Source organism: Nonomuraea sp. NPDC003754 (assembly GCF_053605785.1).
This window is the reverse complement of sequence record NZ_JBSGJX010000003.1, coordinates 225,531-247,237: the sequence shown is the minus strand read 5'-3', so window position 1 is coordinate 247,237 and position 21,707 is coordinate 225,531. Positions and strand designations below refer to the sequence as shown.

The 21,707-nt window shown below is 71.5% G+C and carries 18 protein-coding genes; 3 read left to right on the top strand and 15 right to left on the bottom strand.

Going from position 1 to position 21,707, the window contains the following annotated elements; all coding sequences use genetic code 11:
* Window positions 1-51: 51 nt before the first annotated feature.
* From ACWEVS_RS05585 to ACWEVS_RS05535, 11 genes are all read right to left on the bottom strand, one after another.
* The gene (locus ACWEVS_RS05585) at window positions 52-453 is read right to left on the bottom strand and encodes an ASCH domain-containing protein (RefSeq protein WP_452550113.1); all 402 of its coding nucleotides are present in this window, start codon (window positions 451-453) and stop codon (window positions 52-54) included.
* A gap of 938 nt (window positions 454-1,391) precedes the next feature.
* Window positions 1,392-2,729: an LCP family protein gene (locus ACWEVS_RS05580; protein ID WP_452550111.1), complete on the bottom strand. Its 1,338-nt coding sequence runs from the start codon at window positions 2,727-2,729 to the stop codon at window positions 1,392-1,394.
* Window positions 2,730-2,855: 126 nt separating this feature from the next.
* Window positions 2,856-3,755 carry an NAD-dependent epimerase/dehydratase family protein gene (locus tag ACWEVS_RS05575; protein ID WP_452550109.1) on the bottom strand — a complete coding sequence of 300 codons (900 nt, stop codon included), beginning with the start codon at window positions 3,753-3,755 and terminating at the stop codon, window positions 2,856-2,858.
* Between the two features lie 82 nt (window positions 3,756-3,837).
* Complete coding sequence (locus tag ACWEVS_RS05570; protein WP_452550108.1) at window positions 3,838-5,391, bottom strand: class I adenylate-forming enzyme family protein; 1,554 nt, start codon at window positions 5,389-5,391, stop codon at window positions 3,838-3,840.
* A complete protein-coding gene (locus ACWEVS_RS05565) occupies window positions 5,388-6,530 on the bottom strand; it encodes a cytochrome P450 (RefSeq protein WP_452550106.1) in 1,143 nt (380 codons plus the stop codon). Before ACWEVS_RS05565 ends, ACWEVS_RS05570 begins: the two co-directional genes overlap by 4 nt.
* Window positions 6,527-7,258: a glycosyltransferase gene (locus tag ACWEVS_RS05560; RefSeq protein ID WP_452550104.1), complete on the bottom strand. Its 732-nt coding sequence runs from the start codon at window positions 7,256-7,258 to the stop codon at window positions 6,527-6,529. Before ACWEVS_RS05560 ends, ACWEVS_RS05565 begins: the two co-directional genes overlap by 4 nt.
* Window positions 7,258-8,214 (bottom strand): 3-oxoacyl-ACP synthase III family protein, encoded by a 957-nt coding sequence (locus tag ACWEVS_RS05555; protein ID WP_452550102.1) that lies wholly within the window; start codon window positions 8,212-8,214, stop codon window positions 7,258-7,260. The genes ACWEVS_RS05560 and ACWEVS_RS05555 overlap by 1 nt, the downstream gene beginning before the upstream one ends.
* 78 nt (window positions 8,215-8,292) lie before the next feature.
* Window positions 8,293-8,844: a hypothetical protein gene (locus ACWEVS_RS05550; RefSeq protein WP_452550100.1), complete on the bottom strand. Its 552-nt coding sequence runs from the start codon at window positions 8,842-8,844 to the stop codon at window positions 8,293-8,295.
* Between the two features lie 50 nt (window positions 8,845-8,894).
* Window positions 8,895-9,548: a hypothetical protein gene (locus ACWEVS_RS05545; protein WP_354921045.1), complete on the bottom strand. Its 654-nt coding sequence runs from the start codon at window positions 9,546-9,548 to the stop codon at window positions 8,895-8,897.
* Window positions 9,549-9,616: 68 nt separating this feature from the next.
* Window positions 9,617-10,579, bottom strand: a complete 963-nt coding sequence (locus ACWEVS_RS05540) for a polyprenyl synthetase family protein (RefSeq protein ID WP_354921042.1) — start codon at window positions 10,577-10,579, stop codon at window positions 9,617-9,619.
* Entirely contained in the window at window positions 10,572-11,456 is an 885-nt protein-coding gene (locus ACWEVS_RS05535) for a LysR family transcriptional regulator (protein WP_452550098.1), read from the bottom strand. Before ACWEVS_RS05535 ends, ACWEVS_RS05540 begins: the two co-directional genes overlap by 8 nt.
* A 72-nt stretch (window positions 11,457-11,528) precedes the next feature.
* Here ACWEVS_RS05535 and ACWEVS_RS05530 point away from each other — a divergent pair, with 72 nt between their 5' ends.
* Both ACWEVS_RS05530 and ACWEVS_RS05525 read left to right on the top strand, forming a co-directional pair.
* Window positions 11,529-12,338, top strand: a complete 810-nt coding sequence (locus tag ACWEVS_RS05530) for a dihydrodipicolinate synthase family protein (RefSeq protein WP_452550095.1) — start codon at window positions 11,529-11,531, stop codon at window positions 12,336-12,338.
* A complete protein-coding gene (locus ACWEVS_RS05525) occupies window positions 12,335-12,778 on the top strand; it encodes a MarR family winged helix-turn-helix transcriptional regulator (protein ID WP_354921033.1) in 444 nt (147 codons plus the stop codon). Before ACWEVS_RS05530 ends, ACWEVS_RS05525 begins: the two co-directional genes overlap by 4 nt.
* 21 nt (window positions 12,779-12,799) lie before the next feature.
* Here the strand turns inward: ACWEVS_RS05525 and ACWEVS_RS05520 are convergent, their stop codons facing one another.
* Window positions 12,800-13,606, bottom strand: coding sequence for an NAD(P)H-binding protein (locus ACWEVS_RS05520; protein ID WP_452550094.1), 807 nt, complete (start codon window positions 13,604-13,606; stop codon window positions 12,800-12,802).
* Window positions 13,607-13,684: 78 nt separating this feature from the next.
* On the opposite strand from ACWEVS_RS05520, the gene ACWEVS_RS05515 reads away from it, so the two are divergent.
* Window positions 13,685-14,095, top strand: a complete 411-nt coding sequence (locus ACWEVS_RS05515) for a winged helix-turn-helix transcriptional regulator (RefSeq protein ID WP_452550092.1) — start codon at window positions 13,685-13,687, stop codon at window positions 14,093-14,095.
* Window positions 14,096-14,234: 139 nt separating this feature from the next.
* On the opposite strand, the gene ACWEVS_RS05510 is transcribed toward ACWEVS_RS05515, so the two are convergent.
* Genes ACWEVS_RS05510 through ACWEVS_RS05500 form a run of 3 tightly spaced genes read right to left on the bottom strand, consistent with a single transcriptional unit; the run spans window position 14,235 to window position 21,683 of the window.
* Window positions 14,235-19,055, bottom strand: coding sequence for a DNA repair ATPase (locus ACWEVS_RS05510; protein WP_452550090.1), 4,821 nt, complete (start codon window positions 19,053-19,055; stop codon window positions 14,235-14,237).
* Between the two features lies 1 nt (window position 19,056).
* Window positions 19,057-21,141: an SPFH domain-containing protein gene (locus ACWEVS_RS05505; protein ID WP_354921020.1), complete on the bottom strand. Its 2,085-nt coding sequence runs from the start codon at window positions 21,139-21,141 to the stop codon at window positions 19,057-19,059.
* The gene (locus ACWEVS_RS05500; RefSeq protein WP_354921018.1) at window positions 21,138-21,683 is read right to left on the bottom strand and encodes a hypothetical protein; all 546 of its coding nucleotides are present in this window, start codon (window positions 21,681-21,683) and stop codon (window positions 21,138-21,140) included. Before ACWEVS_RS05500 ends, ACWEVS_RS05505 begins: the two co-directional genes overlap by 4 nt.
* Window positions 21,684-21,707 lie beyond the last annotated feature (24 nt).

Below are 21,707 nucleotides of genomic sequence, written 5' to 3'. Positions count from 1 at the left end.
ATCAAAACCCTTCATTCCCTTCTAGTCAAGTCGGAATTACGAGACCCTTTGTCAGGGAGATCCGTCAGCTCCCGGCCGGGAGGGGGCGGCGCTGTCGGGCCACTCGGTGGGGCCGACGAGCTCGATCTCGATGGCCAGGACGCCGAGCGCCTCCTTCTCGGGTCCGTAGATGCGCCGGACGTCGGCTAGCTGCTCCGCCAGCGGGCTGTCCGGGTTGACCCGCTCCGGGCCCTCGGCGGCGAACATCTCCTCGAAGGAGGCGTAACACGCGACGCGCCGCACCATGGTGACCGCGTCGTCGTCGCCGCAGACGAACCTGATCCGGTCACCGGCCTTGAGGGTGCTCAGGTTGGGACAGCGGACGCGCACCTCGACGGTCTTGCGCCCGGAGGCGACCAGGTCGAAGTAGTGGCGGTAGAGGTCCATCTCGCGCGCCTGCGCGCCTGTGGTCATGATGCGATCCCATCGGTCGGTGGCGGCCGCCCCGGTGTCCCTCCTGTACCCAACCCGGCACCGCCCTGCCCCCGGGTCGCCCTGCCTCCGGTACCGCCCTGCCCCTGGCACCCGCCCTGCCCCCGACGCCCGCCCTGCCCTCGGGTCGCCCTGCCCCCGGGTCGCCCTGCCTCCGGTCGGCCGGTGCTCGGTCAGTCGGTGGGTGGTCGGCCGGTGCTGCGGGGCGCGGGTGGATGCTCGGTGCCGCCCGTGCCGGCTGAATGGCCGGGGTTGTGGGAGCGCGGGTGGCGGCACCGTGAGCCGTGCTGTACCTCGAGGTGAGGCCTACCTACCCACACATAGCGGAGACATGAATCCCTCTAGCACTCTCCGTGACTGATCGACTACTTTAAGTAATCAGACGGTCGCCCCCAGTCACCGCACGCAGGAGGTTCCATGCGTCGTCCCGCCCGCTTACCCGCCGCCTGTAGCCTGCTCCTGTCCGTCGCTCCGGCCCAGGCCGGACCAGTGCCGCCAACCGTGACCCGGTAGCCGACACCGCCCCGTCTCCGGCCCGGCGCCGCCCCACCCCACGCCCCACATGGCTCCGGGCCGGCCCGGCGGTGTCCCGCCCTGTACGCGCAGCTCGTGCCCACGGCTCGTGTCCACGGCTTTGTCCACAGCTACGTGCTCACGGGTCGTGCCCACGGGTCGTGTCCGCACTGGCCCCGGGCCGGTTCGGCGTCCACACCATCCATCCCCACTCAGGCGCCGGGCCGGTCCGGTTCACGGCCCCGTGGTCGGGCACGGATCCACTCCTCAAGCCCCCCCGTGAAGTCACCGAAGGAGATCGTGCTGAACGTCCGAGCCCTGCCCGCCGTGGCGACCCTCGCGCTGGCCGCCGCCGTCGTTCCGCCCTTCGTGCCGGGCGGCGGCGGCCCCGCCGGTCGAGGGGGCCGCTAGCAGACCTCGTCCAGCGAGATCGCCCGCTCCGAGGAGGAAGGGGTGGGCGACGGGGACGGGGTCGACACGGTGCGCCGGGGGGCGCCGGACCTGTCCTTCAGCGCCTCGGACACCTTGCGCCTGATCAGGTGCCAGTCCGGGTAGGCCGTGTTGATCAACGGGGGCACGAACTGGAGGCTCTTGATGTGGGTGCCCTTCACCTTCTGCCCGAGGTCGACCAGCGCCGGCAGCAGGTCGGCCGGGATGTCGGTGGAGATGGCCCGCTTGGTGGCGGCGGCCAGGTTCTCGAAGCTGTTGAGCAGCGTCACCGGGTCGGCCTGCTGGGCGACGGCGTTGAGCAGGCACTTCTGGCGGCCCATGCGCACGTAGTCGTCGCTGTAGGTGCGTGAGCGGCCGAACCACAGCGCCTCCTCGCCGGACAGCTTGCGGGTGCCGGCGGGCAGCAGGCCCTCGTTGTACTTGCCGTAGGTGATCGGCTCCCTGATGGTGATCCTGACCCCGCCCATCGCGTCGATGATCTGCGCGAAGCCCGCCATGTCGACCATGGCGTAGTAGGTGACGGGGATGCCGAGGATGTCACTGATCGTCTGCTTGAGCAGGGCCGGGCCGCGGTGGCCGTTCTTCACGCCCGGCACCATCTCGGGGTAGTCCTCGGCGTACTGGAAGATCTCGTTGAGCAGGCCGGGGGTGGCGGGCGGCTCGCCGGTGAAGCCGTAGGGGAAGCGGTCGCGGGCCGGGCCGTCGGGCAACTGCACCTGCTGCAGGTTGCGCGGCAGGCTGAAGAGCGTCGTGGCGCCCGTGGCGGTGTCGATGCTGGCGACGGTCATGCTGTCGGTGCGTACGCCGGGCCGGTTGGGGGCGGCGTCGGCGCCCACGAGCAGGATGTTGACGCGGGTCGCGCCCTTCCACGGGTCCCTGGCGATCACCGGGCTGGTGCTGGTGGCGGAGAACACGGTGGTCACCACGTCGTGGGAGAGGTAGGCCACGCGGCCGGCCCACGCGCTCGGCGCGATGACCAGCATGCACAGCGCGCCAGCGACGGCGAGGTTCAGGTTGTGGCCCGCGCCCTTGGGCCGGACGAGCCAGAAGGACCAGAGGATCACGACCGACCAGGTGACGCCGACCGTCGCGATGGCGACCGTGAGCGCGGCGAGCCAGGCAGGCTGGACGGCCAGCGACAGCAACTGGCCGCGGAAGGCCGTGGCCATGGTCACGATCAACCCGACGAGCACCAGGTAGACCGTCATGAGCAGGAAACCGGTGCGATGCCGTCCCGTGGCGATGTGGGCCACACCCCACAGCAGCGCCGAGCCGATCGTCAGGCTCACACCCATACCTGGGCCGAATTCGCGACCTTTGCCAGCCATCCCGCCCCAACCTCAGCTATCAGCAGATCCATCACAGATTAGTAACGGTTGCGGATCGATCGGCCAGGTTGCGGAACGCGTCGGTCCAAGCTTTCACCAAGAGGCCGCTCCGGCGAACGAGGTGGGTGCCGGGGTGTATCCCAGCAGCTCGCGAGCCCGGCTGATGTCCAGCGTACGCTCGACGGCCAGATGGCCCACGGCGTACCTGGTCAGCCTGGGTGGGCGGCCGGTGAGCCCGGCGACGATCTCGGAGAGGGCGGCCATCCGCATGGCGGGGCCCGCGCCGACGTAGAGCGGTTCCGCGGCGAGGCGGCGTTCGCGCAGCACCTCGCGGAGCGCGGCCTCCAGGGTGACCGGGTGGCTGTCGGTGACGTTGTAGACGCCGATCGGGGCCGTGACGGCCAGCAGGCAGGCCTGGGCGAGGTTGTCCACGGAGGTGAGGCTGAGCCTGGTCGCGCCGCTGCCGACGGCGAGCAGCCGGCCCGCCCTGACCGAGCGCAGCAGGCGGGGCAGGAGCGTGGTGTCGCCCCTGCCGTAGATCGCGTGCGGGCGCAGGATCACCGCCGCGCCCATGACGGTGTTCTCCGCGGTGGCCTTGGCCGCGCCGTAGGCGTTGGCGTAGCGCCTGACCGGGGCCTCGTCCTCCTTCGCCATGACGGTCGGGCGGAACGGGTCGTAGACGCTCGCCGTGCTGACATGGACGAAGCGGGCGCCGGGAAAGGCGGCCATCGCGTTGCGGGTGCCTGTGACGTTGGCCTGCCAGATCTCGCGCGGCGGACCCCAGTCGGTGACGCTGCCCGCGCAATGGATCACCGCGTCGACCCGCTCGTCCGGGGGCCGTCCGTGGACCAGGTCCCACGAGGTGTAGGGGACGGTGCCCAGGTCGGCGTGGGGACGCCGGCCGTACGCCAGCACCTCCCAGCCTCGGGCGGCGGCGGCCCTGCAGACGGCGCCGCCCACGAAGCCGGACGCCCCGGTGACCGCGACCCTCATGACAGGCCCCACCCGAGCCCCCGGAGGCAGGTGACCCCGACGGCATGGAAGGCCGGGCCGGGAGCGTGTCCGCAGGCGGGGGTCATCGGGCCACCAGCCGTCTGATCGCGGCCCTGTCGAGCTTGTCGCTGCGGCCCTTGCGGGGCAGTTCGGCGAGCGTGACGATGCGGTCGGGGAGCGCGGGGGCGTCCATGAGGTCGGGCAGCGCCTTGCGCACCAGCTTCTCGTCGTAGCCCGCCGTCGTGGTCAGCGCCAGGACGACCTCCTCGTCGCCGGTGTCGGGATCGGGCAGGCCGACGACCGCCGCTTCGCCGACGCCCGGCAGCGCGGCGATGGCGGGTTCGTAGACGCCGGGATAGATGTTGACGCCGTCCCTGAGGATCATGTCCTTCTTCCTGCCGAGCAGCACCAGCCTGCCGTCGGCGTCGAGGCGGACCAGGTCGCCGGTGGCCACCTCGGTGAGCGGCGGGTCGCCGAGGTAGCCGCGGGCGAGGTGCGGCCCGTTCACGAACAGCTCGCCGTCGTCGGCGACCCGCACACCCACGCCCGGCAGCGGGGCGCCGAGCAGGTCGCCGCCCGTCGCGGCCAGCTTGTCCTCGGCGGAGGCGACGGCGATCGGCAGCGCTTCGGTCATGGCGTACACCGACAGGATGTCGGCGGCGGGCGCCGCCTGCCGTGCCCTCCGGAGAACGGCGGGCGGCGCGGGCGCGGCCCCGAGCAGCAGGCAGCGCAGGGTCGCGGGCAGCCTGGGGGTGCGCTCCAGCAGCGCGTGCAGCCGTACCGGAACGGAGAAGGCGTGGGTGGCTCCGCGCCTGGCCAGCTCGCTCGCGTAGTCGCCGCGGCCCGGCATCGACCAGGTGGCGCCCGCGATGAGCGCGGGCAGACCGAGGATGAACTGGTCGGTGTGCACGACGTCGCCCGGCCCCAGCCGCACCGCCTCGGTGAACAGGCGCAGCCCCGCGGCCAGCGACCGCCTGGTGTGCACGACTCCCTTGGGCCGCTCCGTCGTCCCGGACGTGAAGGCCACCACAGCCGCCTGGTCCGACGTCACCGGCCCGCCCGCCCCAGGCCCGCCCGGTACGGCAGGCAACGCACCCCCCAAAGGGGGCCCGCCCGGTACGGCAGGCAACAGCTCACCCGCCAAGGACCCGCCCGGTACGGCGGGCAGCCCGTCCAGCCTGAGCGCGCCCCGGGGGACGCCGGGCAGCCACGGCCCGGTGTAGAGGTGGCGGGCTCCGGGGAACGGCTCGCGCAGGTTCGGCAGCACCAGCCCCCTGCGCCTGGCCACTCCTTTCAACGGCCCGCTGAGCAGGTACAGCAGCGATTCGGCCAGCACCCACCGGGGGCGGGTGTGCGCCATCCGTCCCGCGAACACCTCGGGCGCGAGCCCGGGGTCGGCCAGCACGAGCGTCCCGCCCGCCGCGACCGCGCCGAGCGCCAGCGCGACGGCGTCGGGCCCCGGCCGTACGGCGAACAGGACGCCGAAGTCGTCCGTGTCGTGCAGGGCGTGGGCGACGGTGAGGAGGCGGTCGCGGAGCGCGCCGTAGGTGACGGGAGTCCCGTCGGGTGCGATCAGCGCGGTCCTGCCTGGCGCGCTGTCAGCGGTGGCGAGCACGCCGGAGATAATGTCGATCATGCTTTCCTGACCCAGAGGTGCGCGTAGGTCGGGATGAGGACGCCGCGCGCCGCGCGCCTGCCCACGACGCGCAGGTCGTGCTGGAGCAGGGTGGCGGCGACGGCGCGGATCTCGGCCAGCGCGAGCGGGTAACCGATGCAGAAGTGCGGCCCCGCGCCGAACCACAGCCTGCGCAGCTCGGGCGGGTGCGGCCGGGAGAGGTCGAAGGGGCCGTGCGCGCGGGCGCAGTTGTGGGTGGCGATGAGCACGCGGTCGCCCGGCCGTACCGGGATCGTGCCGACGGTGGCGGGTTCGGCGACCGAGCGCAGCATCACCGGGGTGGGGGTGGTCACCCGCATGGCCTCCTCGACGGCGCGGTCGAGGTCGGCGCCCGCGATCCGCCGGTCGCCGCCGAGGTGCCCGTGGTCGTGCAGCAGCGCGACGAGGCGGGGGACGAAGGTGGCCACGGTCTCGGTGCCGGTCAGGAAGAACGCGCCCGCCGCGCCCCTGGCCTCGGCTTCGGACAGTCCGAGCGAGCGCATCCTGCCCATGACGGTGGACGGGTCGCCGGCGAGGTAGGCGGCGGAGGCGATGTCGCCGATCCGGTCGAGGACCTCGCGGGCGGCCACGACCTGGCGGTCCGACAACCTGCGGGTGCGCAGCGACACCATGGCGGCCACGCGTTCCCCGTCGGCGAACAGCGCCCGCGCCCGTTCGGCGGGCACCTCGCCGAGCCCGATCACCCTGCAGATCACCGAGCCGGCCATCAGCCGCATGGCGTCCACGAGGTCCACCCGCTCGTCCTGGTCGAGCCGGGCGGACAGCTGCTGCAACGGCGGGTCGAGCACGTCGGCGACGAGCGCCGAGACGGACGAGGGAGTGAAGAGCGGCGCGAGCTTGGCGCGTAGCGCGGCGTGGCCGGCGCCCTCCATGTTGAGCAGCACGGACGGGCCGAGCACCGGTGTCCACAGCTCGCCGGGGGAGCCGGGTCCGTCCTTGCGGAAGCGCGGGTCCATGAGCACCCGGCGGGCGGTGGCGGCGTCGTTGACGACCACGCCGAGCCCGGGGACACGGACCACGGGGCCCATGCGCGCCAGCAGGCGGACCAGGGGATAGGCGAAGGGGTGCGCGGCCAGGTAGAGCCTGGTCTCAGGGGTCATCGGATGTCGATCACGTCTGGCCGGTAGTGGTGGTCGATGTACCAGGCGAGGGTGCGGACCAGGCCGTAGGCGCGCAGGCGGCGCACCGAGCCGAACACCACGACGTCGCGGCGGGAGCCGTACGCGCCGGTGAGCCTGCGCACGCGGTTGACCAGCTCGCGGTCCTCGTGCATCTCCTCGATCGCGGTGCGGGGGAAGCCGCCGGAGCGCTCGTAGAGGTCCGCGGTGATCGCCAGGGTGGCGCCGGGCATCATCACGTACGGCCCGCGGTACTCGGGCGAGCGGTTGCTCGGCCGTACCTTGCCGAAGAAGGCGGCGGTCTCGACCACGGCGGGGATGAGGCGGCGCTCCCAGAGTCTCAGCGGGAACTCGTCGGTGCGCGCCCGCAGCTTGCCGCCGACCAGTTCGAGGCCGTCGTCGAAGGCGCGGCGGATGTTCGCCGTCCAGTCGGCGCGCGGCAGGCAGTCGGCGTCGGTGCGCGCCAGGTGGGTGGCGCCGTTGGCGATCGCGTGGCGCATGCCGGTGTCGGAGGCGGCGCCGGTGCCCTTGCGCGTCTCGTGGACGACCTCGGCGCCGAACGACCGGGCCACCTCGGCGGTGCCGTCGGTGCTGGCGTTGTCGACGACCAGCAGGGTGAAGTCGCGGTCGCGCTGCTCGCGCAGGGCGCGCAGCGTGGCCCCGATGCTCGCCGCCTCGTTGTAGGCGGGCACGACGACCCAGAGGCGCATCACATCTCCGCCAGCATGACGCCCATGCTGATGCCGCCGCCGAGGCCGAGCATCGCCACCCGGTCGCCCGGTGCCCAGCCGCCCAGCTGGAGCTGCAACGGGAGCGTGGCCGAGGCGCAGTTGCCGTGCTCGGGCAGGCTGACGATCAGCCTGTCCTCGGGGATGCCCAGCGTGTCGGCCAGGAAGCGCAGGTACGGCAGCGCCACCTGGTGCACCGCGACGATCGAGAAGTCCGTCCACGACAGCCCCGTCCGCTTGAGGGCGTTGAGGAAGATGTCGGGCCCGACCTTCTCGAACGCCTCCTTCAACCGGCGGCCGTCGCCGCGGAAGTAGGAGTGCTCGGGGTCGCGGGGATGCGCGGAGCCGCCGCCGGGCAGCGTGCCGACGTCCCACGCGGTGCTGTCGGCGGAGAAGTCGCGGTAGAAGATGCCGCGTCGCGGGTCGGCGGCGACCAGCACCGCGGCTCCCGCGTCGGACAGCGTGTAGCCGGCGAAGGACTCGACGAATTGCCGGCGATCCTCCACCTGCCATCTGATCGCCCGGCTCGGCGTCTCGCCGGAGCACACCAGCACCCTGCGGTACGCGCCGGACACGATCAGCGCCTCGGCCACCTGGATCCCGTTGAGCAGGCTGTTGCAGGCGTTCTTCACATCGAACACCGGGCACGACAGGCCCAGTTTCGCGGCCACGATGTGCGCGGTCGCCGGCTCGACCATGTCCTGCGACGCGGAGGCGAAGACCAGCAAGTCGACGTCGGTGTCGAGCTGCCTGGCGGCCTCGGCGGCCAGGTCGGAGGCCTGCTGGTCGCCCGCCGCCACATGCCTGCGCCTGATGCCCGTCAGGCGTTCGATGAGCCCGCTGGGCGCCCTGAATCCCTCGATCCGCTCCTCGACCTCACCGCTCGTCCGCGTCAGGCCGGGGAGGTACGTCGCTATGTCCACTATGCGCGCCTTCACGCGAAGCAGGCTAGTCAACCGACTTGCAGAACACTTGACGGGGCGATGGACGACCCTATACCTGCGGGGTCGCTCCGCTCAGGACTGTGCGATCCGCTGGACCTGTGTGAGATCGGCCAGGTAGAGGTGCGGGACGTCCACGAACACCCGCAGGGGGCCGCAGCCCAGGCCGAGATCCCGCGCGATCTCGGCCTGGACGTCTCTGAGCGGCACGTAGTTCAGATAGCAGGTGTAGGCGTTCTGCGAACGGAACGACGCCGTCATCACCAGCGCGCCCTCCCTGATCCTGACCGCCACCGCGGCCAGGCACGGCACGGCGTCGTACGGCTCGCCCGGCCTGGTCAGCGACACCCACGCGCTCTTGCTGTACGGCCTGGCCCGCAGCAGCGTGGTCGCCCACTCCAGCTGGGGCGTCAGGCGCTGCCCGTAGCTGTACTTGAACGGCGGGATGACGTCGCCCTCGGTGAACTTACGGGTGTAGAGGGCGTGCTTGGCGACGTCGCCGTACCGCCTGAGGATCGGGTCGTCGTCCCATCGCACGTCGCCGATCTCGAACAGGACCGCCGCGCCCTCGATGACCGGGCCGCGGTCGTCGTCGGCGGGCACGCCGGACGCCTGCACGTGCCGCATCAGCCATATCCACGCCTCCCCACACGACGCCCACCTCGTGGGCTCTGCCATCAGGTCTCCACGTTCGGGAAGTTGTAGGGGTTGTGGGGCAGGCGGCGCCGCCTGGTCACGTTGCAGCGCACGTAGTAGACCGAGTAATGCACCAGCGCCACCAGCAGGATGCTCAGCAGCAGCAACGGCGGGTTGAGCTCGCCGCCGCTGAGCCCGGTGACGCCGACCGTCAGGTAGGCGGAGTTCACCAGGGCCAGCATCATCACGTTGACCCCCGGCCACGCCAGCGGCGCGTAGGTCTCCGGGTAGCGGGGGTCGACCGGCAGGTTCGGCGACCAGTCGAACTCGTCCTTGAGGCGGGTGACGTAGAGCAGCCGGAAGTTGTTGAGCGCCCTCGCCGTCCTGGCGTGCGCGTTCACCGCCTCGATCAGGCGCAGGAAGGGCAGCACGCCCAGCAGGCCGAAGGCCGCCACCAGCGCGTAGAGGTACCACGGCACGGTGTCCCACCTGGTCAGGCTGGCGGGGTCGACCACCTTGGTGCTGGTCAGCGCGATCGCGGCGGCGAACGGCGCCGACAGCAGGCTCATCGCTAACCGGGTCATCTTGAGCCGCTCCTCCTTGGCAGCCAGATGAACCGCGTAGATCCCGTTGAAATCCACGGCGGCCAGTTGGAGGAACTGCGTCGCTTCGAGCGGCGTCGGGGGTTTCCGCATGAGCGTGCTCCTGGAATGCCAGATGCCTCCAGTATGAGCGGCCGTCCTGAGTTTTGTACCAACAAATCTCAACTTGCTCGGGTCAAAGTTTGCCGCTCCGCGTGGTCGATGTAGGCGGTCGGCAGGCCGTACATGATCGCGGCCATCTCGCTGTCGTGGATCACGGGCAGCGCGGAGACGGCGTCGGCGGCCAGGCCGCGGCAGTACTCGAGGGTGTCGCCGACGATCGTGGTCTCCCTGAGCGCGGCGAGGGTGGCGGCGACGTCGTCGCGCAGCACCGAGGGGTCCTTGGCCATCGCGCGCAGCATGGGGAAGGTGTAGACGCCCTGGCGCAGGTCGTTGCCCGACGGCTTGCCGAGCCGCTCGGCCGGCGCGGTGAGGTCGAGCAGGTCGTCGAGGATCTGGAAGATCAGGCCGAACCGCTCGCCGTACAGGGCCATCCTGGCCTTCTCCTCGTCCGAGGCGTGCGCGCAGATGGCGGCGACCAGGCAGGCAGCGCGGAACAGCGCCGCGGTCTTGCCGGTGATCGAGCGCAGCGCGCTCTCGACTGTCCTGCCCGGGTCGAACTGGTCGGCCGTCTCCATGAACTGGCCCTCGGCCAGTTCGACGACCGTCGCGGCCAGCACCTCGGCGACCGGCCTGGACACCGAGGTGATCGCGGCCAGACCCGCTCTGGCCAGCATGAAGTCGCCGATGACCAGCGCCTTGCCTTCGCCCAGCTCGGCGTTGAGCGTGCGGGCGCCCCGGCGCTGCGCGGCGCCGTCCATGAGGTCGTCGTGGACGAGGGAGCCCGCGTGGATCAGCTCCACGCACGCGGCAGCGGTGATCACCCGTCGGTCGGGAGTCTTCCCCAGAGCCAGGCAGGTGGCCAGCGTCAGCGCGGGACGCAGGCGCTTGCCGCCCGCGGTGATGATCCTGTCGGCACCCGCGTTGATGCCGGGCAGCGCGGAGGAGCCGGCCAGCCGCCTCATCCTGTTCTCCACCTTGCGCAGGCCGTGGGTGATCGCGGGGGTGTTCAGCAACTCATCCATGCCCTCCAGCCTGGGTCGCCCTTGCTGTGGATCGCCTGAGAGCGGCTGTGAGCGGGCTCAGCGCGGGATGCGTGCCGTACCCGCGGCGGAAGGCGATCAGCGTGCGCCGCTCGATCGGCAGCGCGGTCAACATGACGCCTACCGGCGGATTCGCCGCGGCGAGCAGGGGGACGAGGGCGACGCCGTGGCCGGCCGCCGCCAGCAGCAGGACGGTGTCGAAGTCGTCGATGTGATGAACGACACGCGGCTCGAACCCGGCGGCGTGGCAGGCGCGCACCGCCATGGTGTGGCACAGCGTGCCGGGCGTGCTGACGATCCACGCGTCGTCGCGGGCCTCGGCGAGGGTGCGCCTGGTCGTGAGGTACATCGGCTCGGTGAGCAGCGGCATGGTCTCGATGCCCTCGTCGACCACCGGGGGCACGAAGTCGTACTCGTGGACCAGCGCGACGTCGAGCTCGCCCGCCCGCAGCGCGGCGGCGACGTCGGCCGGGTCGATCTCGGAGATCATCGGCTCCAGCGCCGGATGATCGTTCCGTAGGACGGCCAGCGCGCCGGGCAGCAGCGCGCGGGCCGCCGTCGGGAACGCGCCGATCCGCAGCGGCCCCGCCGGGCCGGTGCGCGTGGCGGCCAGCGCGGCCTCGGCCCGCTCCAGGCTCTCCAGGACGGTTTCCGCGTGCTCCACCAGCACCCGCCCGGCAGGCGTCAGCACGACCGTGCGGCCCGTTCGTTCCAGCAGCGGCAGGCCGGCCTCGCGTTCGAGCGCGCTGAGCTGCTGGGAGACGGCCGAAGCGGTGAAGGTGAGCGCGTCGGCGACGGCGGCGATCGTGCCCCTTCTCGACAGTTCGCGCAGGAGGCGGAGCTTCCTCGGATCGAGCATAAGAACACCTTACGGTGCGGCGTAGAAACGTGAACTGGTGGTGATGGTGGTCCGTCCGCCAGGGTGAAAGGCATGCTTTCCGGAATCTACGTACCGCTGATCACGCCGTTCACCGCCTCGGGGGAGGTGGCCTACGACGCGCTGGAGAAGCTCGCCGCCGGCGCGCTCGACCAGGGCGCCGCGGGGCTGGTCGCCCTCGGGACGACGGGCGAGCCCTCCTCGCTGACGCCCGCCGAGCGCCACCAGGTGGTGCGGATCTGCCGCGACGTGACCGCCGCGTACGGCACGCAGCTGATCGTCGGCGACGTGGAGCTGGCCGAAGGCGCCACGGCCGCCCTCGTGACCGTGCCGGCGTTCGTCCGGCCGGGCGAGCGCGGCGTCCTTGCGCACTTCGAACGGCTCGCCGAGCGCACCCCGGTGCCGCTGGTGATCTACCACATCCCCTACCGGACGGGACAGCCGCTGAGCGCCGCCACCCTGCGGCGGCTCGGCGAGCACCCGATGATCGCCGGGGTCAAGTACGCCACGGGCGCCGTCGACCAGGACGCCGTCGCGCTGCTCGGCGACCTGCCGCCGGACTTCTCCGTGCTGACCGGCGACGACACCTACCTGTCGCCCATGCTCGCGCTCGGCGCCACCGGCGGCATCCTGGCCTCCGCGCACCTGCACACCGCCTCGTTCGTGTCCATGGCCGCCTCGTGGGACCGGGCGCTCGGGCACCGGCTGGCCGCCCTGTCGGCGCAGCTGTTCGCCGAGCCGAACCCGACCGTGATCAAGGGCGTGCTGCACGCGCACGGCCTCATCCCCACGCCCGACGTACGGCTCCCGCTGGTACCCGCGACGGCGGAATCGGTGGCCCGAGCCCTAGATTGGGGCGCGTGAACTGGCTGAACGAGACAGAGTACGCCGCCTGGATCGGCTACCGGCGGATGCGGCTGCTCCTCGATCTGGAGATCCAGCGCGACCTGATGCGCGAGTCGGGACTGTCCGAGCCCGACTACGACGTCCTGTCGAACCTGTCGGAGGCCCCGGAGCACCGCATGCGGCTGACCGAGCTCGCCGTCCACATGCGGTGGTCGAAGAGCAGGCTCTCCCACCACATCACCCGCATGGCCGAGCGCGGGCTGGTCAGCAGGGAAGAGGTCGCCCACGACGCGCGGGGCGCGGCCATCGTCCTCACGTCCAAGGGGCTCAGCACGATCAAGGAGGCCGCCCCCGGACACGTGGCCTCCGTGCGCAGGCACTTCATCGACCTGCTCACCGAGGACGAACTGCGCGCCATCGCCCAGGTGGCGCGGACCGTGCTGGCACGGCTCGAATAGCGGGTAAGCCGCCCACCCCGCTCAGGCGGCCGGCCGGCCCGCGGTGATGACGTCGAGGGCCCTGCGCGGGGTCCCGCCGAGCAGCGCGCGCAGGTCGCCCGCCGTACCCGACATGAAGCCATGGGCGATCGACGAGTACGTGCTCATGATCATCGGCTCTTGGAAGGCCCGCAGGCCCAGGAGCGGAAGCACCGACCGGGCCTCGGCCAGTGGGACCGGCTCGTAGGACGCCCCCAGCGCCGCGGCCACGTCGGCGCCGCCGATCGCCTCCTCACCGACCAGTTCATAGGTACGGCCGGCGTGCGCGGCGGCCTCCAGCGTGACGTTCGCCGCGACGTCGGCCAGGTCCTCCCTGGCCACGGCGGACAGGCGGCCGTCGGCGAGCGGGGCGGTGATCCTGCCCTCGGCGTCGGGGACGGTGAGACCGGCGAAGAACTCGGCGTACAGGCCGTTGCGCAGGACGGTCCACGCGGTGGTGCCGCGCCGGAGCCTGCGTTCGGTCCAGCGGTGGGGAAGCGCGTAGGTCAGGTGGTCGCCGTCGCCGCTCAGGCTGGTGTAGACGATGTGACCCACCCCCGCCCGCTCGGCGGCGCTGATGGCGGCCTCGTGCCGGGCGATGACCACGTCGTCCTCGCCGTACCCCGCGGAGACCAGCAGCAGGGTGCCGACCCCCCGGAAGCCCTCCACCAGCGTGGCCGGCTGGTCGAAGTCCACGAGGCGCTGACCGTGCTCGGGGGTGCGGCTGCCGACGACCACGTCGTCCCGCCCCGCCAGACGCTTGACGATCAGCTGGCCGAGCCCTCCTGAGCCGCCGGTGACCAGAATCATGAACAGCCTCCTTGCCAGATGGTTCTCTTTGGTAACCAGTATCGTGACGGGGGTCGTCCGCCATAAGGAGGCACATTCATGTCAGCCACTCACACCGGGGTAACCACCTCGGGCGAGCCTCACGTCTCCTGCGCCGAGGACTGCGGGATCAGGGAGGTGCTCGACCGCATCGGCGACAAGTGGTCGGTGCTGGTCGTGGTGGAGCTGGCGCAGGGGGTCCGGCGGTTCAGGGAACTGCAGCGGGCGGTGGACGGGATCTCGCAGCGCATGCTCACCCTGACCGTGCGGCGGCTGGAACGGGACGGGCTGGTGTCGCGCACGGTGTATCCGACGGTGCCGCCGCAGGTGGAGTACGCGCTGACGGACATGGGGCACAGCCTGACCCACCTGCTCAGGGCGATGACCGCATGGTCGGCCGAACACCGCGAGGCCATCGCCGAGTCCCGCCGGCGCTGGGACGCCGACCACCCGGACTCCACCATCCGCTGATCCCGCGCGCTGGGCCGACCGCCGATCCGGCTCGGCGCCGCCGGTGGGTCAGGGGCCGAGGCCGGTGGGTCAGCGGACGGGCTCAGGGGTCGGGGTGGCGGAGGGCGGGGAGGAGAACCCGGCCCGCGCCGCCGGTGGGTCAGCGGTCGGGATGGCGGAGGGCTTGGCCGATGTCGCCCACCCGGTCGGCCAGCAGGCCGATGGCGCCGACCGCGCGGGTCATCGGGTCGTCCTCGGCCCCGCCCAGCGCCTTGGTCCGCAGGTAGGCCGCCTTGATGTCCGCCCACCTCGCCGCCTGCTCGGGAGTGAGCCGCCCGCGCAGCTCGGCCAGCTTCAGCAGGTTCGCCTCCGCGCCGCTGGTGAGCGTCTGCGCCTCCCCGAGGTAATGGTCGTCGATCACCTGCTCCAGCTCGGCGTCGTTCATCACCGGCACGATCCGCTCGGCCAGTTTGTTCATGTTGCGGTAGGAGCCCTGCAGCCGGTACGGCGGCTCGGTGCGCGAGTCGTCGGACTGGGCGGCCGAGGCGATGTAGGCCTGGTTGTTGGCCAGCACCACCTCCTGCACCCTGACCAGCTTGCGCAGCACGCTGAGGATCTGGTCGAGCTCGACCTTGGTGTAGGGGTGGCTGAGCTGGTCGGTGCGCACGCCCTCCTCGCCGCGCGCGATGCGGACCAGCAGCTCGACGTCGCCCCGGTCGCGGGTGGACAGCGGGGCCAGCACCGGGTTGGAGGTGAGGGCGTTGTCGATGTAGCTGAGCGCGAACAGGTCGTCCTTGCCGGACAGCACGTCGCCGAGGTTCCAGACGTCGGCGCGGTTGGCGAGCATGTCGGGGATGCGGAAGCGCTGCCCCGACTCGGTGTACGGGTTGCCCGCCATGCAGACGGCGAAGCGCTTGCCGCGCAGGTCGTAGGTGCGGGTGCGGCCGTTCCACACGCCCTCGATGCGCCGCTGGGCGTCACACAGCGAGATGAACTTCTGCAGCAGCTCCGGTGAGGTGTGCTGGATGTCGTCGAGGTAGAGCAGGGCGTTGGTGCCCGCCTCCAGGGCGAAGGAGATCTTCTCCACTTCCTGCCGGGCGGTGGCGTCGGGCGCGTCGTCCGGGTCGAGCGAGGTGACCTCGTGGCCGAGCGCGGGCCCGTTGACCTTGACGAAGAGCAGCCCGAGGCGGCTGGCGACGTATTCCATGAGCGTCGTCTTGCCGTACCCGGGTGGGGAGATGAGCAGGAGCAGGCCCATCTGGTCGGTGCGCTTGCCCTCGCCCGCGGCGCCGAGCTGCTTGGCGAGGTTGTCGCCGATCAGCGGCAGGTAGACCTCGTCGAGCAGCCGGTTGCGGACGAAGGCGCTCATCACCTTGGGTTTGTACTCGTCCAGCCGGAGCCGGTCGCGCTCCTGGGCGACGAGCTCGCCGCGGCGCTTCTGGTAGGCGCGGTAGGCGGGGACGCGTTCGGCGCGGAACGCGCGTGTCCTGGCCAGCGTCTCGTCGAGGCGCAGGGTGAGCGTCCGGTCGGTGATCCTGGCGTGGGTGCCGAGCAGCCCCTCGACCGTGGCGGTGAGCGTGGCGCTGGAGTCGTGGCGCGGCAGCTCGCACAGCTGGACGGCCAGCGCCTCCGGCAGGTCGTCGGACCGGTCGAAGGCGCTCAGCCACGCGCCGGCGAGCTGGATGCGTTCGGGCAGGTCGAGCGCCCGCAGGTCCTCCTCGAACTCGCGGACGCGGGCGGGTCCGAGCGACTGCCGGAACCGGTCGAGGATGCTCCTGGCGGCGGCGCTGGTGACGAAGCCCTCGGGCCGGCCGGCGAGCTCCTCGACGAGGTATTCGCCGGCGAGCGCCACCGCGGCCGGGTCCGCGGCGCCGAGGACGTGGGGCGCGACGAAGGTGGAGACGGCGGTGGAGAGCTCCGCCGCCAGGGTGTCGAGCGCCTCCACCCGGCCGAAGGCGGCACGGGCTCGCACCAGTGACGCGGCCCGCGTGGCCAATGTTTTACGTGAAACATCATCCAGGCCGAAGGCCCAGTAGAGCTGGGCCGCCGCCCGCGCCGCCGGAGGGTAGCGCAGCAGGCCCGCGCCCTCCTGGAGCCGTTGCAGCGCGGCGAGGATCGAGGTCGCGTCGTGGTCGTGGACCCCGCGCTCGTAGCCCTCGTCGTAGCGCTCCTCGGCGGCGAGCCGTACCGCGGCGGCGAGGTCGGCGCCCGGGGCGACGGTGGGCAGCAGCGAGGCGGCCAGGTGTTCGGCGCGGTAGACGTCCGCGGTTTCGGAGACGAGCAGCTGGGACCAGAACGGCTGCGTGTCGGCGAAGGAGCCGGGGACGGGGGAGCGGTAGTCGGTGCCGGTGATGGAGAAGTGCATGGCGCCGTCGTGCGGTACCAGGGTCAGGTCGATCGGCTGGGTGTTGACGGCGAAGGCGTGGCGGCCCAGCCGGAGCGTCTCGCCGTCGGCGGAGAACAGGTCGAGACGGTCACGCAGCGCCCGGCCCGCCTCCTGCTGGGCGGCCTTGATGCGGCCGTCGAGCTCCTCGGCGCGCACGGTGGCGCCGAGCGCCCGCAGCTCGCCCGCCGAGGAGCGGAGCTTGGCGACCATGGGGTCGGTGGCGAAGTAGGTGTTGATCTCGTCGAGGGACGTCAGCGCCGACACCCGCCGGGTGACGCTCGCGAGGATGCGATCGGTGGAGGCGGCGATGCGGTCGGCTCGCCGGGCCCGCTCGTCGAGCTGGGTCTGCTTGCGCGCTGAGAAGGCCTCGTAGACGTCTTCGCGCTTGGCGGTGAGCTGGGCGGCGAAGTCGTCGAACTCGCCGAAGCGCGACTCCAGCGTCTCGAGCTGGAGCATGAGGCGGCCGAGCTGCTCGTCGCAGCGCTCGGGGGTGTCGGCCATCGCCAGCGCGCCCGTGACTGCCTGCCCGAGCAGGGCGAACTCGGCGGCGAACGCGGCCCGTCCCTCGGTGGCGAGCAGGTGGGTGCGGCGGCCGTCGAGGACGGCGCGGGCGCGGTTGACCCCGCCGAGCACCTCGCCGATGCGTTCGAGGATGGAGGTGCGGACCGTGGCGTCGGCGATGTCGAGCGAGCCGACCACCTCGGTGACGACCTCCAGCCCCTCGGCCTGGGCGACGAGCCGCTCGGCGACCGGCTCGGCGGCGGCGACGGTCGCGATGGCGGCGGCGTCGGCCTCGAGCTGGGCGACGGCGGCGTGGTAGCCGGTGAAGGCGTCGGCGCCCTCCAGGAACGCCACCGCCCGCCGGCCGGTGGACGCCAGCTCGTCGGCGAGCGTGGCGGCGAGCCTGTCGAGGGCGGCCAGGTCGATGTAGCGGACCTCGCGCAGCGTCGCCAGGCGGCCCTGCGCCCGGCGCAGCTCGGCCAGGCGGGCGACCCAGGCATCGGCCGAGGCCGGCGTCTCGGCGCCGGCCTGCCGTACCAGGGTGGTGGTCTCGGCGGTGGCGGCCTCCATGGTGGCGGCGGCCTGCCGGGTGAGCTCGGCGACGTTCTCGTACTCGTCGAGGACCTGCTCGGCAGTGGCGCGCACGTCGCCCAGCGGGCCGCGCAGCCCGTGGTCGCCCAGCCAGTGGTAGTGGTCGAAGGCCCGGGTGCAGGCGGCGATCAGCGCCTCGAAGGTCGCCTGGGAGGGCGCCATCTCCTCGACCATGCGGGCCACCGACAGGCAGTCGGAGATGCCGCGCACCAGCTCGGCGTTGCCGATGCGTTCCAGCGGCCCGGTGCCCGTGGGCTGGGCGGCGGCGTAGGTGTCGGAGACGTACGGCGTCTGCCACACCTGCATGGGGTGGACGCGCGTCGGCTCCTCCGAGGTCGCCCTGAAGACCACCAGCGTGCCGTCGTCGAACAGCGAGTAGCCGTGGCACGGCAGCGGGTTGGCGACCTCCTTCCTGATCACGTTGTACGGCAGCAGCAGCGACCGGCCGTCGGCCCGCGCGTGGAAGACGTAGAGCACGTCCTCGCCGTTGGGGGAGCGGATCACCCGCTCGAACTCCAGGTCGGCCACCTGGGTGTCGAAGGTCTTGGACACGCCGGTGGACAGGTAGTAGCCGCCGGGGAAGATGATGCCCTGGTCCTCGGGCAGCCGCTGGCAGGCGAGCGCGATGCCGTCGAGCCTGGTGACGGACTTGGTGCGGGTGTTGAAGACCAGGTGCCGCCACTCGGTCTCCTTGTACGGCTTGACGCGCAGCAGGATGAGCGGCCCGATCCTGGCGTGGTCGACCTCGGCGTCGGCCAGCGACTGGAGCGGTTCGGCGACGGGCTCGGTGTAGATGCCCTCGCCCGACTCCGTGTTGTTCTCGATCTTGATGGTGAGGTCGCCGCCGACCGTCTCGACGAACACCTCGTCCTCGATCGAGATGTGCGGGTGCCGGCCGAGCACGTGGTCGTCTCGCGTGGTCGGCGTCCACTCGAAGTCGTGCGAGGGCGGGAAGACGTGGTCGCGCTCGCCCCTGTTGTCGAGGTAGGCGGTCGCCCCGTGGGTGTCGACGGCCCAGCGCAGCACCCGCAGGTCGCTCGGCCCCGTCTGGAAGACGGCCAGCAGCTTGCCCTCCAGCCGTCGCAGCTGCAGGAGCCTGGTCTCCTTGTAGTAGCGGTACAACTCCGCGAAGTCCTTCCGGAACGCCGGGTCGCTGAGCGCCCCCAACTGTTCCGCGTCGAACCTGAACGCGTCGCCGTCGCGGCTGAACCTGTGGACGGAGAACACGTCATCCACAGCCGTCTCCGGCTTCAGCCCGATGAAGACGTTGTAGCCGAAGAGCATCAGGTCGCCGACCGAGACGATGTCGCGGGGGACGCAGTTGTTCTCCGTACGGATCCGCTCGGTGCCGATCAGGCGGAGTTCGGCACCGCCGAAGACCTTGAGCCGCTCCTCGTTGACCGCCTCGGCCGCCCTGGCCAGCTCCCTGGCCTGGACCGACAGGCGGTTGCGCAGCACCTCGTAGGTGCCCGCCTCGAGGGCCGCCTCCTGCGCAGTGGTCACGTCAGCCCTTCACCGCCGTGAGCGCGGCCACCGACGACTCGGCCACGCCGAGCCTGCGCGCGCTCTCCAGGAGCTCGTTCAGCCTCGCCGTCTCCGGCCCGCCGTGCGAGATGAGCCGCATGAGCAGCGCCGAGACCGTCAGGTTCTTCACGTCCTCGGTGCTGATCCCGCCGACCAGCCTGGCCAGGTCCTCGGTGAGGCTCGCCGACCCGTTGAGGTACGGCTCGGCCAGCGTCCGCGTGACCGACGAGTGCTCGACGAACCCGTCGACGGCCTTGGCCGCGGTGATCGACCCGACCACCCTGTCGAAGAACATGCTGTCGCCGCCGACGATGTCGATGTTGGCCTTGGCCAGGCCCGCCGCCACGACGTTGGCCTGCGACTCGGCGACCTGCCGCTGCACGTCGATGTGCTTGAGCCTGATCTCCTTGTCGGCTTCGAGGCGCAGGCGGTACTCCTCGTGCGCCCTGGTCGCCTCGTCCATGGCGGCCATCGCCCTGGCCTTCTCGACGAGGCCCTCGGCCTCGGCCTTCAGCCGGTCGCCCGTCACCAGCGCCATGGCCTGCTCGCCCTCGGCCTGCGCCTTGAGCCGCTCGCCCTCGACCAGCGCCATCGCCTTGGCGCCCTCGGCCTCGGCCCGTAGCTTCTCCGCGGTGGCCAGGGCCTCGGCGCGGCCGACCTTCTCGATCGCGTCGGCGCCGCGCTCCTTCACCTGGACGTCGGCCAGGCCCTTGGCCGCGGCCTCCGCCTGCAGGCCCTCGGCCAGCCTGATCTTGGCCCGCGCGTCGAGCTCGGCGGCCTGCTGCCTGGCCTCGGCCAGCGTGAGCTCCTCGCGCGCCTTGTGCTTGGCCGCCGCCTCGGCGGCCTCGGCGGCCTTGATGTCCTTGACCAGGCTCTCCTGCGCCTCGGCCTCGGCCTGGATGATCGTGGTCTGGCGCAGCCGCTCGGCCTCCTCGACGGCACGCAGCTTCTTGATGTTCTCTTCCTGCTCGGCGACCGTCTTCTCCACCGCGATCCGCTCGCGCACGACCTCGGCGATCGACCGCTTCTCGGTCTCGACCTCCCTGTCCTTGGCGATGCGCGACAGCTCGGTCTCCCGCTCGCGGGAGATGACCTCCAGCATGCGGTCCTTCTCGATCCGCTCGGTCTCGATGGCGATGACCCGCTCGCGGTTCTTCTCGGCGACGGCGACCTCGCGGTTGCGGTTCTCGGTCTGGACACCGAGCTGCTCGTCGGTCTTGATGTGCGCGGCCTGCGCCTTGAGCCGCTCCTCGGCCTGCACGCGGGCGATCTCCGCCTCCTCGCGCGCCTTCATCGTCTCGATCTCGCGCTTCTGCTTGATCTCCGCGTCCGCCTGGCGGCGCCTCAGCTCGAGGATGGCCTCGGCGGCGTCGACGTTCTGGCGGGTGATCTCCTTCTCCTCGCTGCGCCTGAACTCGTTGGTGCGCACGTTCTCGGTGGCGGTCAGCTCGGTGATCTTGCGGATGCCCTGGGCGTCGAGGATGTTGGCCGGGTCCAGCTTGGCCATCGGCGTCTGCTCCAGGTAGTCGATCGCGGCGTCCTCCAGGCTGTAGCCGTTGAGGTCGGTGCCGATCACCTGGATGATCCGGTCGCGGAACTCCTCGCGCTTGGTGTAGAGGTCGACGAAGTCGAGCTGCTTGCCGACGGTCTTGAGCGCCTCGGAGAACTTGGCGTTGAACAGCGCCTGGAGCGTCGTCTCGTCGCTGGCCCGCTCGGTGCCGATGGACTGGGCGACCTTGATGACGTCCTCGACGGTCTTGTTCACCCGCACGAAGAACGTGATGCGGATGTCGGCCCTGATGTTGTCGCGGCAGATCAGCCCTTCGCCGCCGGTGCGGGCGATCTCGATGGTCTTCACCGAGATGTCCATGACCTCGGCCTTGTGCAGCACCGGTAACACGACGGCCCCGGTGAAGGTCACGTCGACCCTGCGGACCTTGGAGACGATGAGCGCCTTGCCCTGCTCGACCTTTCTGAACAGCCGGCTGATGGCGAAGAGCAGGCCGATGGCGACGATCAGGATGACGGCCAGCAGGATGCCGAAACCCGTCGAGATGACACTCATGTGTGGTCCTCCATGACGTAGAAGAACTCGCCCTCCGCGTCGTAGTCGAAGATCAACGCGGTCTGGCCGCGGGAGAGGATGTCGCCGCCGGTCGTCCTGACCTGGACGACGGCCGACGCGCCGTCGGGGGCGGTGACCTCGGCCTGGCCGAAGGTGGCGTCGGCCCGGCCGGTGCGCACCACGCACCGCTGTCCGACGAAGTCGTGGCGGGAAGGCTCCTTCCTGTCGGGGAAGAGCCTGCGCAGGGGGATGATCAGGAGTTTCGTGCCCGCCCATCCGGCCGCGAGGGCGACGGGGAGCACGAGCGGCCCGCCGCCGACGAGCACCACGCCCGCCAGGCTCACGAACCAGGCCAGGGCGACGAACAGGGAGAAGGCGACGGTCGCCGGGATGCCGCCGAGGCCGAGGGGAAGCTGCACGTCGTCGAGGTCGACGTCACCGCCCATGACCATCACCACGAGCCAGTAACCGACGACCACGACGAGTAAGAAGCTGAAGAGCACGGCTGGGAAGGCCAGCGCGGCGTCGACGAATGCGGGCATCGGCTCCCTCGGATCATGCGCCCG